This is a genomic window from Acidovorax sp. HMWF018, from assembly GCF_003061035.1.
Classification (GTDB): Bacteria; Pseudomonadota; Gammaproteobacteria; order Burkholderiales; family Burkholderiaceae_C; genus Acidovorax; species Acidovorax delafieldii.
Map to the genome: position 1 here is coordinate 7,880 of NZ_QAIM01000411.1, position 12,211 is coordinate 20,090.

Here is a 12,211-nt window from a genome sequence, read left to right on the forward strand (position 1 = left end):
CTCCGGCAGGGTGTGGCCTGTTGTGGGGCGGCTCAAGGACTTGTAACCTTTTGTCGATACATTCCCAACGCCTGCCACCTCCAGCGGCTGTCCCGCGTTGCCCCATTCACCCTCACGAGAGCCTCCCATGTCCATCTCCCACGCACGTGTTGCTGTCCGCCTGGCCCTGGCTTTTGGTGTGGTCTGCCTCGTCATGTCCCTGTCGGCGGCGGTAGGCATCTGGCGGCTGGCCGGGCTGCAGGACATTGCGGACGACCTGGGCGGTGCGTCGTCCGAGCGCGCGCTGCTGGCGCGGGAGCTGCACGCCATCGTGGTGCTCAGCTCCGCCCGCGCCGAAACGCTGCTGGAGATCGACAACAACCCCGCCTACGCGGCGCGCATCGACGCCGACCGCAAGACCACCTCGGCCCGCTCGTCCGAAGTCCGCAAGCGCCTGGACGAGCTGGCGGCAGACCCGGAATCCCAGGCGTTGTTCGATGCCATTGACAAGGCGGGCAACGGTTTTCGCACGGTGCGGGACGACCTCGTCAAGCGCCGCAAGGCGGGCGAGGCCTTGCCGCCCGACGCCATTGCCAAGCAGCTGCGTCCTGCGGCAGACGCCTACGCCGCATCCGTGGACAAGCTGGCCGAATACCAGCGCCAGCGTGTGGCCGAAGCGCGTGCCGCTGCCGCCCGCAGCGAAAGCCAGGGCATCACGCTGCTGGCGGCGGGCTCGTTGGTGGGCTTGCTGCTGAGCCTGGCCTGTGCCTGGCTGCTGTCGCGCTCCATCCTGCAGCCCCTGGCCCATGCGTCCGAGGTGACCGACCGCATTGCCGAAGGCGATCTCACCTCCCCCGTGCCCGAGCCGCAGGCGGGCAACCGCGACGAACTGCAGGCCCTGCTGGCGCGCCTGGGCGGCATGCAGGCACGGCTGGCCGAACTCGTGGTGGGCATGCGCCAGGCCAGCACCTCGGTGGCCGGTGCCAGCAGCGAGATCGCGGCAGGCAACAGCGACCTGTCGGCCCGCACCGAGCAGACGGCCTCCAACCTCGAAGAGATCGCCGCCAGCATGGAGGAGCTGCTGGCCACCGTGCGCCACAGCGCCGACGCGGCTGCGCAGGCCAGCACCCTGGCCACTGGCGCCAGCAGCGTGGCCCAGCGCGGGCGCGAGGCGGTGGACCGCGTGGTGGGCACCATGGACGGCATTGCGCTGTCGTCGCGCCGCATTGCCGACATCACCAGCGTGATCGATGGCATTGCCTTCCAGACCAACATCCTCGCGCTGAATGCGGCCGTGGAGGCAGCCCGTGCCGGTGAGCAGGGCCGTGGCTTTGCGGTGGTGGCGAGCGAAGTGCGCAGCCTGGCGCAGCGTTCCGCCACGGCGGCCAAGGAGATCGGGGGCCTGATCAGCGACAGCGTGCGGCAGGTGGACGAAGGCACCCAGCTGGTCCACGCGGCAGGCGGCACCATGGGCGAGATCGTGAACTCGGTGCAGCAGGTGGCCACCATCATTGGCGAGATCAGCACTGCGGCGCGCGAGCAGACCACGGGCCTGAGCCAGGTGGGCGAGGCGGTCTCGCAGCTCGACCAGATGACGCAGCAGAACGCCGCGCTGGTGGAGGAATCCTCCGCCGCCGCACAAGGCCTGCGGGTGCAGGCGCAGCAGCTGGCCGAGCTGGTGGAGGCGTTTCGCCTGCCTTCGGGCAACGCGCTGCCTCGCTAGGCGAGAGAACACCGGGCTTTCACGTCAGATCCACCCGCCAGCGCCTGCGCGGCGCGCGCAGTGCATGGCGCTTGCGGTACTCGGCCGGTGCCATGCCGGTGTAGCGCACAAAGATGCGCCGGAACGCCGCCGGGTCGGCATAGCCGCAGGCCGTGGCAATGCTGGGCACACTCTCCAGCGTCACCTCCAGCAGCACCTTGGCGCGTGCGCAGCGCAGGCTGTGCAGGTGGTCCAGCGGCGACTGCGACAGCTCCAGCTGAAAGTGCCGCAGCAAAGTGCGCGGGCTCACCGCCGCCGCCTCGGCCAGCCGGGCCAGCGAATAGGGCTCGTCCAGATGGGTCTCCATCCAGGCCATGGCGCGGGCCAGGGTGCTGTCGCGCGTCGCTGGGATGTGTTGCTGCGCGTTGGCCTGCAGCGCAGCCCGGGCGCGTTCGTGGTCGGGCCGCAGCACGCTGGCACAGGTCTGGGCCAGCGCGTCGCCCAGTGCGTGGCGCACCAGGGCGATGGCCATTTCTCCCAGACTGTGGGGCAGCGCACAGCTGAGCCAGGGGCCGTCATCGATCAGGTCGTGGCCTGCATCGAGGTCGCTGTCGGGAAAGTCGCGCTCAAACCCGGCCAGGTAGAACCACGGCAGGCCGCAGCGGCGGCCCTGCAGGCGCCCGCTCTGCGCCGCCAGCCAGGCACCGTTGCCGACGGTGAGCACCTTGTGCCCGGCATCCAGCGCAATGCCGATCTGGCGCGAGAGGGCGCGGTGGCGCGACGCCACGCTGCGGATGGCGGGGATGTCGGCGGCGTGGAAGGAGGGAATGAACCAGGCGAATGCCGGCCCCTCGGCAGGTGCCGCCGTGGGCTGCGTGTAGGCCGCCAGCGGGCCCGGCTGGTGCGCCAGCGGCTGGCCTTGGGCGTCCAGCAGCCGCCAGGCCAGGCGGGGCGAGCCAGCGCCGCCCCGCAAGCCGGCCAGCAGATTGGCGCTGCGCAAGAGGTCGATGAACTGCAGTGCGTTGCCCACCGCCGATTCGGGCAGCAGCGGGATGTCGATGCGAAAAACCGGCGCCGTCGCAGAGGGGACAGAAGAACGGGGCATGGCGATATTGGCTCTTTGGATGGCCATTTTCGCTTGTCTGCAGCGTGGGGTGGGCTCTTAGCATGAACGTGCGTTTTTTGCCGCGTTCCCTTTTGTTTTCACTTCCTGCACGGATCTGTCTCATGCACAAACCCCTCTCTGCCATCTCGCTGGCCACCGGCCTGCTTCTCAGCGGGCTGACGTTCGCATCGTCCGCCCAGGCCCAGGCCCTGGACGCCGCCGGCCTGCAGGCCATCGATGCCGCCGTGACGGCCTTGGCGCCCAAGATGGTCAACTGGCGCCGCGACATCCATGCCCACCCCGAACTCTCGGGCCAGGAAGTGCGCACGGCCAAGCTCGTGGCCGAGCATCTGAAGAAGCTGGGCATGGACGTGCAGACCGGCGTGGGCGGCACCGGCGTGGTGGGCACGCTCAAGGGGGGCCTGCCCGGCAAGGTGGTGGCCCTGCGCGCTGACATGGATGCCCTGCCCGTGCCCGAGAACACCGGCCTGCCGTTTGCGAGCAAAGCCAAGGCCAACTACCTGGGCAAGGAAGTGCCCGTGATGCACGCCTGTGGCCATGACGCCCACACCGCCATGCTGATGGGCGCGGCTGAGGTGCTGGCGGGCATGAAGGCGCAGCTGCCGGGCACGATCAAGTTCATCTTCCAGCCCGCCGAAGAGGGCGCGCCCGTGGAGCCCGACGCCAACGGCAAGGTGCCCAGCTTCGGCGCCAAGGCCATGATCGAAGCCGGTGCGCTCAAGGACGTGCAGGCCATCTACGGGCTGCACATCACCTCCAACCTGCCTGGCGGCGTGGTGGGCTACCGCAGCGGCCCGCTGATGGCCGGGTCTGACAACATCACCATCCATGTGGAAGGGCGTGGCGGCCATGGCTCTTCGCCCTGGGCCACTATCGACCCCATCGTGGCCGCCAGCCAGGTGGTGATGGGCCGGCAGACCGTGGTGAGCCGCCAGCTCAATATCAGCCAGGAGCCGGCGGTGGTCACCATCGGCCAGATCCAGGGCGGCACCCGCTACAACATCATCCCCGACAAGGTGGAGATGATGGGCACGCTGCGCACCTTTGACGAAGACATGCGCCAGGAAGCGCTCAAGCGCATCACCACCACGGCCGAGTCGATTGCCGCCGCCAGCGGTGCCAAGGCCAGCGTGCGTTTTGGCCCCGTGGCCTACCCCGTGACCACCAACCCCGCGCCGCTCACGCAGGCCTCGCTGCCCGCGCTGAACCTGGCCATGGGCGGCAAGACCATGGTGATCCCGAAGGTGGCAGGGTCGGAGGACTTCTCGGAGTTCCAGAAGGTCGTGCCGGGCTTCTTCTACTTCCTGGGGGCGCCACCCAAGGGCAAGGATTTTGCCAAGGCCCCGCCCAACCACTCTGCGCTGTTCGACATCGACGAAGACCAGTTGCCCGTGGGCGCCCGCTCGCTGGCGGCGCTGGCCGTGGACTTTTTGCAGCGCAAGTAAGCGGTGCCACGGGCCGGCACCGCCAGGAGGCAGGTCAGCCGGCAGCGCCCAGCAGGCTGCGGGCCACGGCCTCGCCGACTTTGATGCCATCCACGCCGGCGGACAGAATGCCGCCCGCGTAGCTGGCGCCTTCGCCCGCCGGGTACAGGCCCGGCGTGTTCAGGCTTTGCAGGTTCTCGCCTCGCCCGATCTTGAGCGGCGACGAGGTACGCGTCTCCACGCCCGTCAGCACCGCGTCGTGCATGTCAAAGCCCTTGATCTTGCGGCCGAACACGGGCAGCGACTCGCGCAGGGCCTCGATGGCATAGCCGGGCAGGGCGGCGTGCAAATCGCCCAGCGCCACGCCGGGCTTGTACGAGGGCTCCACGCTGCCCAGCTGGGTCGAAGGCTTGCCCGCAATGAACTCGCCCACCAGTTGGCCCGGTGCGCTGTAGTCACGGCCGCCCAGCACAAACGCATTCGATTCGAGCTGGCGCTGCAGCACGCTGCCCGACAGGGGGTGGAACTGCCCGGCGGGCAGGGCCTCCACGCCGTAGGTCTGGCCCAGGTGGGTTTCAAACGCCTGCGCGTCCTGCGGGTAATCGCGGGGGTCGATGCCCACCACCATGCCCGCGTTGGCATTGCGCTCGTTGCGTGAATACTGGCTCATGCCGTTGGTCACCACGCGGTGGGGCTCGCTGGTAGCGGCCACCACCGTGCCGCCGGGGCACATGCAGAAGCTGTACACCGCGCGGCCATTGGCGGCGTGGTGCACCAGCTTGTAGTCGGCTGCGCCCAGCAGCGGGTGGCCTGCGTGGCGGCCCCAGCGCGCGCGGTCGATCACGCCCTGCGGGTGCTCGATGCGAAAGCCGATGGAGAACGGCTTGGCCTCCATGGCCACGCCACGCTGGTACAGCATGGCAAAGGTGTCGCGCGAGCTGTGGCCCAGCGCCATCACCACGTGGTCGGCGCGCAGCTCAGTCGTCTCGCCCGTGGCCTGGTTGAGCACTTTCAGGCCGCGCAGGTGGCGCGCACCGCCTGTGCCTTCGATGATCACGTCCGTCACGCGCTGCTCAAAGCGGATCTCGCCGCCCAGCGCAATGATCTGTTCGCGCAGGTTTTCCACCACCTTCACCAGCTTGAAGGTACCGATGTGCGGGTGGGCGACATACAGGATTTCTTCGGGCGCACCGGCTTTGACGAACTCGTTCATCACCTTGCGGCCCAGGTGGCGCGGGTCCTTGATCTGGCTGTAGAGCTTGCCGTCGCTGAACGTACCGGCGCCGCCCTCGCCAAACTGCACGTTGCTTTCGGCGTGCAGCTCACGCTTGCGCCACAGGCCCCAGGTGTCCTTGGTACGTTCGCGCACGGTCTTGCCGCGCTCCAGCACGATGGGCTTGAAGCCCATCTGCGCCAGCACCAGCGCAGCAAAGATGCCGCAGGGGCCAAAGCCCACCACTACCGGGCGCAAGGGCAGGTCGGCAGGCGCCTGGCCCACGGGGTGCCAGGCCATGTCGGGCGTGGGCTGGATGTGTGGGTTGCCAGCAAACTTTGCGAGCAGCGCAGCTTCGCGTTCGGGCTGGGCCAGCGTGATGTCCACGATGTAGACCGCCAGCAGATCCACCTTGCGTGCGTCAAAGCTGCGCTTGAAGACGTGCAGGTGGGCAATGTCGGCGTCAGCCAGGCCCAGGATTTGGGCGGCAGCGGCGCGCAGGGGCGCCTCGGGGGCTTCGGCCACGGTGAACGGCAGCCGGATTTCGGAGAGTCGGATCATGGTCTTGCGGGCCCGTGTCGATCGGGCGAAAAGCAATGGCGTGGGGCCGGGATGATACGGGGTCCGCGCAGCGGGCGGAACCCCTGTCGGACCGAGTCACCGGGGTATCGGGCGGCAAGGCTATGCAAAAATGATAGCAACAAGGCCAATATGCACTAGCGCATCTGGCACTTTTGGCTGAAATTCTCACTGCAGAGTGCGCTGCATGCCTTGCGCAGGCCCCTGGCGCCAGCGCAGCTCGGCCACACCCAGTGCCACGGCGGCCAGCACCAACGGCCCAAAGTAGTACAGCGCCCGGTAGGCCAGCAGTGCCGCCAGCACCTGTTCTTGCCCCAATGCGTCGGTGGCCAGCAGCGCCACGCCCACGGCCTCCAGCACACCCAGGCCCGCAGGCACGCGCAGCACCAGCCCGGCCACGGCGCCCAGCAGCACTGTGGCCAGGGCGGCGGGGTAGGCCACCTGGTGTTGCAGCACCGTCCACAGTGCGGCGCCCATCAGCATCCAGTTGGTGGCCGATGCCGCGATTTGCCACAGTGCCACGGGCCAGTGCGGCAGCGGAAACGCGTGGCCGCGCAGCGTGAGCGCGCGGCCCCTGCGCACCGCGCACAGTGCCAGGTAGGCCAGCGGCAGGCCGCCCAGTACCGTGCCGCCCAAGTGCCATTGCCAGGGCGCTACCGTCCACCCGGCCACTGCCGGTGGCTGCCACAACCATGACAGCACGCCTGCCAGCATCAGGTAGCCCACCCAGTTGGTCACGATGCTGGTGCCCACCACCTGGCCGATGGTGCCGGGGTCCACACCGCGCCGGTCGTACAGGCGGTAGCGCACGCCCACGCCGCCAATCAGCGAGCCCAGGTTGAGCGTGAACGGATAGCTCGTCATGGCAATCGCCAGCGTGGTGCCGCGCGTCAGGCGGTGGCCGCTGCAATGGCGCCCCACCCAGTCAAAGCTACCGTAGGTGAAGTGGCTCAGCAGCGCCAGCGCGCCGCCCAGCGCCAGTGCGGTGGTGGGCAGGTCGCGCAGCGCCTGCAGCACGGCGGGCCAGTCCACCGTGCGTGCCTGCCGAAAAATCAGCCCGGCCACCACCGCAAAGAAGGCGAGGGCGAGCCCCCGGGTGAGCCAGGGCCACCAGGCTTGCTGCGGCCAACGCCGCCAGCCGCTGGGGGTGTTGCGGTTGCTGCTTCTGCGGGATGGCGCCTGCAGGGCGTCGGTGGCGCCGCCCGCCTGGGTGTCCGCGTGCAGCGTGGGGATGGCCATGGTGGGCGCCTGCCAGTTCAGGTGGCGGGCTCTGCCGCATCCGCCCCTGGGTTGGCGAGCGTGATGTGGGGCTCGTGCCGGGGCAGCCAGCCCGCCCATGCGGGGAACCAGCGCAGCAAGTGGAACACCGCATAGCTGCGCAGCAGGCGCAGGCCGTTCCAGCGGCTGGGGGCTGTGGCTTCCACCTGCTTGCAGCTGTGCTCCATGAGGTGCGACAGGCGGCGGTGCAGATGGGCGTTGAACGCGCGGTCCTGGATGATCACGTTGGCCTCGAGGTTCAGCGACAGGCTCAGCGGGTCAAGGTTGCTGGAGCCCACGGTGGACCAGTCCTCGTCCACCAGCGCCACCTTGCCGTGCAGCGGGCGGTCGCAGTATTCGTACACCCGCACGCCTGCGCGCTGCAGGTGGTCGTACAGCAGGCTGGCTGCCGTCTTGACGATGGGCATGTCGGGCTGGCCTTGCAGGATGATGCGCACATCCACCCCCCGTTTCGCGGCGCGCCGCATCTCGCGGATGAACCGGTAACCCGGGAAGAAGTAGGCGTTGGCAATCACCACCCGGCTGCGCGCTGCGCGCAGGGCCACGCGGTAGTGGCGCTCGATGTCGTTGGTGTGCTGCTGGTTGTCGCGTGTCACGAACATGGCATGGGCCGTGCCCGCGTGCGGGCGCCCGGTGATGCCTGCGGCCTGGTGGCGCTTGCGGTCCTGGCGGCTGAGCACGGCCTCGCGGGTGAAGTGGTGCATCTGCGCCACGATGGGGCCGCGCACCTGCACGGCATAGTCCTGCTTGGCTTCGGGGCCAAAGTCGGCCACATGGTCGGCCGAGTAGTTGATGCCACCAATGAACCCCAGGTGTCCGTCCACCACCACGATCTTGCGATGCATGCGGCGCAGCAGGTTCAGCCGCTGGCCCAGGAAACGGCGGCCCGGGTCAAAGATGCGAAAGTGCACGCCGGCCTCCACCAGGCTGCCGACAAACTGGTCCGACAGATCGGGCGAGCCAAAGCCGTCCACCAGCACATGCACCTCCACGCCCCGCCGGGCGGCCGCCAGTAAAGCGGCGTGCAGCTGCTGGCCGATCTTGTCCTCGAACAGGATGAAGGTTTCCAGCATCACCTCGCGCCGGGCTTCGGCAATGGCCTGGAACACGCGGGGAAAGAACTCCTCGCCGTTTTCGAGCAACTCGAAATGGTTGCCGGGCACCCAGCGGGACGAGCGTGGCGCGCGGAAGGTAGGGCGTTTCATAGCAGGATCTCCGCAGCCAGGGGCGCATGGTCCGAGAGCTTGTCCCAGGGTTTCTTGGGCAATGCCAGTGGCGAGTGAACCGTCGCGTTGCGCACATAAATGCGGTCCAGCGCCAGCAGCGGCATGGCCGCCGGAAACGTGCGCACCGCCCGGCCAAAGGCCTGCACAAACACTTCCTGCAATCCCGCCTCGTGCTGAAGCACCCGGTGGGCACGGTGGCGCCAGTCGTTGAAGTCGCCCGCCAGCACCACGGGCTCGTGGGCGGGAAAGCTGTTGACCAGGTCGCACACGCGGCGCAGCTGGTGCTGCCGGTGCGACTCCTGCAGGCCCAGGTGCACACATACGGCATGCACCGGCAGGTGGTGCCCGGGGGGCTGCAGCATGCAGTGCAGCATGCCGCGCCGTTCGGGCCCGCTCACCGAGATGTCGTGGTTCTCGTAGTGCGTGATCGGAAACTTGGACAACAGCGCATTGCCGTGGTCGCCGTTGTCATACACCGCATTGCGGCCGTAGGCGTATTGCGACCAGATTGTGTCGGCCAGAAACTCGTAGTGCGGCACCTGCGGAAAGTTGGCGAACCGGCTGGCGTGCCGGTGGTGCGTGCCCAGCACCTCCTGCAAGAACACCAGGTCGGCCGCCACGCCCCGCACGGCCTCGCGCAGCTCGTGCAGCATGAAGCGCCGGTTGAAGGTGGTGAAGCCCTTGTGCACGTTCACGGTGAGCACCTTGAACGCAATAGGCTGGGAGTCTGTCGCGGAGTTCGGGGCCATGGGCAGTTGCAATCGTTGGGAGGGGCTCCGGCGAAATCACCGCAGAGGTGGGCCGGTGCGAACACTGATTGTTCTGGCCTGCGTGCCCCGCCGCTGTAGGACGGCTGGCCGTGGCTTTGTGCTGCGCAGCCCAAAAAAAATGGGCCCCGAAGGGCCCTGGTGTGAGTGCGCTGCGTGCCAGCGGCCATCAGGCCGGCAGGAAACCTTCCACCGACAGGTAGCGCTCGCCCGTGTCGTAGTTGAAGCCCAGCACCTTGGCGCCTGCGGGCAGCTCGGGCAGCTTCTGGGCAATGGCGGCCAAGGTGGCGCCGGACGAGATGCCCACCAGGATGCCCTCTTCGCGCGCAGAGCGGCGGGCGTATTCGCGGGCCGGTTCGGCATCGACCTGGATCACGCCGTCGAGCAGGCTGGTGTCGAGGTTCTTGGGGATGAACCCCGCGCCAATGCCCTGGATGGGGTGGGGCGACGGTGCGCCGCCCGAGATCACCGGCGAGGCCGTGGGCTCCACCGCAAACACCTTGAGTTGGGGGAACTTGGCTTTGAGCACCCGCGCCACGCCCGTGATGTGACCACCGGTGCCCACCCCCGTGATCAGCACATCAATGCCGTCGGGGAAATCTGCCAGGATCTCCTGCGCCGTGGTGCGCACATGGATGTCGATGTTGGCGGGGTTCTCGAACTGCTGCGGAATCCACGAGCCAGGCGTCTGCGCCTGCAGCTCTTGCGCGCGGGCGATGGCGCCCTTCATGCCTTTTTCGCGCGGAGTCAGGTCGAACTGCGCGCCATAGGCCAGCATCAGGCGGCGGCGTTCGATGCTCATGCTGTCGGGCATCACGAGGACGAGCTTGTAGCCCTTGACGGCCGCCACCAGCGCCAGGCCAATGCCGGTGTTGCCGCTGGTGGGCTCGATGATGGTGCCGCCGGGCTTCAGGGCGCCGGACTTTTCCGCGTCTTCCACCATCGCCAGCGCAATGCGGTCCTTGATGGAGCCGCCGGGGTTGCTGCGCTCCGACTTCACCCACACATTGGCGCCAGGGCCGAACAGGCGGTTGATGCGCACGTGGGGCGTGTTGCCAATGGTCTGAAGAATGTTGTCAACTTTCATGGCGTCTCCTGTGAGGTGTCGGATGGGTCAAAGGGAAGGGGTGTGGTGCGCATTCTGAACCACTTGTTCTACGGCCCTGGTCATATGGATATAGCCAGGGTATGGGTCCATGCCGCGCTGGCCCTTCAGGGCACGGGAGATATCTCAACGTGCATTGCATCCTCTGAGGGGCTGATCTGAACCTGAACCGGCAAGCCTAGCGCGATGGTCTGCGCATTGGTAACCGTGTGCTGCGTTACCTTGGTGCAGGTGTAGCGCGCGGCGTGCCCACTGCGCCACACAGACAGGGCCAGCGGCAGCATCCACTGGTCCGCCAGGTGCGGGCCCAGCGCGCCGGTGCTGCGCTGGTAGGCGCGCACTTCGTCCACCAGCCGCTTGGCCACCTGCTCGGCCGTCAGACTGCGCTCGCCCAACTGGCAAAACACCTCGGTCACCTGCGCATACTCCAGCGTGGCGATCAGCGCATTGCCCGGGCCCTCGTTCTGGCGTGTGGATGGCTGGCGCAGTTGGCCGGCCTCGAACGTCCAACCCATGCGCTGGCCCAGCGCCTCCAGCTCCCGCGTAGCAATGTTGCGCGCCAGGCCGGGTGCCAGTGCCTCGCCCCAGCCGTTTTGCAGCGGGCCGCGCTCTAGCACATCCACCGGCGCCAGCGGCTGCGTGGTGGCGGGCACGATGTGCGCCACCAGCTCGCCGCCCCCGGCGGGGTAGAAGCCCCGCCGCTGCAATTGCAGCTCCAGCCCCACACCCAGCCGCCGCACCAGCGGCGCAAAGGCGCGTTCCAGAAAATCAAACGGCGGCGCCATCGGGTTGTGCGTGCCACCCGCCAACTCGACCTTGCTCAGCCCGTCGGCCAGCATCAGCGCGGGCAGCACCGTCTGCAGCACCAGCAGGCAACTGCCTGCGGTGGCAATCTGAAAACGGTAGTCGCCCGCACGCACTACGCCGGGTGTGAACACCAGCGTTTGCGAATTCAGCTCCGCGCCTTGGGCCTGCCCGCCGCACACGGCCACCGCCGCTTGCACGCAGGCCAGGTGCTGGCGCATCAGCCCCGGCTTGGGCCGCCCCGCACGGATGCGCGTGATGTGCAGTGGGCGGCCGGTGACCATGGACAGGGCAAGGCCGGTGCGCAGGATCTGGCCGCCGCCTTCGCCGGTGGAGCCGTCTAAGTCCAGTTGCTGCACGTTCATCCCTTCACGCACACGACTTGCTTTAGCGTGTACACCACCTCCACCAGGTCTTCCTGCGCCGCCATCACCGCGTCGATGTTCTTGTACGCCATCGGAATCTCGTCAATGACATCCGCATCCTTTCGGCATTCCACGCCTTCGGTCGCCTTGATCTGGTCTTCCACGGTGAACAGCTTCTTGGCCTTGGTGCGGCTCATGGTGCGGCCTGCGCCGTGGCTGCAGCTGTTGAAGCTCTCAGGGTTGCCTTTTCCGCGCACGATGAAGCTCTTGGCCCCCATGCTCCCAGGGATGATCCCCAGCTTGCCTTGCTCGGCACTCACCGCGCCCTTGCGGGTCACGAACACGTCTTGCCCGAAGTGCGTCTCGCGCTGCACGTAGTTGTGGTGGCAGTTCACCGCCTCAATGTGCGTCTCGAACGGCTTGGTGATGACTTGGCGCAGCGCGGCAATCACGCGGCCCATCATCACCTCGCGGTTGGCGGCGGCGAATTTCTGCGCCCACCCCACGGCCTTCACGTAGTCGCCGAAGTACTGCGCGCCTTCTTCGAAGTACGCCAGGTCCTTGTCCGGCAGGTTGCGCTGGTTCATCTCGGCGTCCTTCTTGGCCAGCTCGATGAAGTGGGTGCCGATGGCGTTCCCCACCC

General features: G+C 67.9%; 10 protein-coding genes. 2 read left to right on the top strand and 8 right to left on the bottom strand.

What is annotated here, in order from left to right; genetic code table 11:
* The first annotated feature begins 127 nt into the window (after positions 1-127).
* Positions 128-1,702 (top strand): methyl-accepting chemotaxis protein, encoded by a 1,575-nt coding sequence (locus DBR23_RS16955; protein WP_108499022.1) that lies wholly within the window; start codon positions 128-130, stop codon positions 1,700-1,702.
* A 19-nt stretch (positions 1,703-1,721) separates the two neighbouring features.
* On the opposite strand, the gene DBR23_RS16960 is transcribed toward DBR23_RS16955, so the two are convergent.
* Complete coding sequence (locus tag DBR23_RS16960) at positions 1,722-2,786, bottom strand: GlxA family transcriptional regulator (RefSeq protein WP_108499028.1); 1,065 nt, start codon at positions 2,784-2,786, stop codon at positions 1,722-1,724.
* A gap of 122 nt (positions 2,787-2,908) precedes the next feature.
* Here DBR23_RS16960 and DBR23_RS16965 point away from each other — a divergent pair, with 122 nt between their 5' ends.
* Positions 2,909-4,252 (top strand): amidohydrolase, encoded by a 1,344-nt coding sequence (locus DBR23_RS16965; protein WP_108499023.1) that lies wholly within the window; start codon positions 2,909-2,911, stop codon positions 4,250-4,252.
* Positions 4,253-4,286: 34 nt separating this feature from the next.
* Here DBR23_RS16965 and DBR23_RS16970 read toward each other — a convergent pair whose 3' ends face one another.
* From DBR23_RS16970 to DBR23_RS17000, 7 genes are all read right to left on the bottom strand, one after another.
* Positions 4,287-6,005: an NAD(P)/FAD-dependent oxidoreductase gene (locus tag DBR23_RS16970; protein WP_108499024.1), complete on the bottom strand. Its 1,719-nt coding sequence runs from the start codon at positions 6,003-6,005 to the stop codon at positions 4,287-4,289.
* Positions 6,006-6,191: 186 nt separating this feature from the next.
* Positions 6,192-7,262, bottom strand: coding sequence for a lysylphosphatidylglycerol synthase domain-containing protein (locus DBR23_RS16975; protein WP_108499025.1), 1,071 nt, complete (start codon positions 7,260-7,262; stop codon positions 6,192-6,194).
* 17 nt (positions 7,263-7,279) lie between these two features.
* Entirely contained in the window at positions 7,280-8,506 is a 1,227-nt protein-coding gene (gene clsB, locus DBR23_RS16980; protein WP_108499026.1) for a cardiolipin synthase ClsB, read from the bottom strand.
* Positions 8,503-9,276, bottom strand: coding sequence for an endonuclease/exonuclease/phosphatase family protein (locus DBR23_RS16985; RefSeq protein WP_056059311.1), 774 nt, complete (start codon positions 9,274-9,276; stop codon positions 8,503-8,505). Before DBR23_RS16985 ends, clsB begins: the two co-directional genes overlap by 4 nt.
* 187 nt (positions 9,277-9,463) lie before the next feature.
* On the bottom strand, positions 9,464-10,381 hold the full coding sequence (gene cysK, locus DBR23_RS16990; protein WP_056059308.1) for a cysteine synthase A: 918 nt from the start codon (positions 10,379-10,381) through the stop codon (positions 9,464-9,466).
* A 125-nt stretch (positions 10,382-10,506) separates the two neighbouring features.
* A complete protein-coding gene (rtcA, locus tag DBR23_RS16995; protein WP_199227731.1) occupies positions 10,507-11,568 on the bottom strand; it encodes an RNA 3'-terminal phosphate cyclase in 1,062 nt (353 codons plus the stop codon).
* A partial coding sequence (locus tag DBR23_RS17000; protein ID WP_146191355.1) for an RtcB family protein occupies positions 11,565-12,211 on the bottom strand: 647 nt, incomplete at its 5' end. The genes DBR23_RS17000 and rtcA, both read right to left, overlap by 4 nt.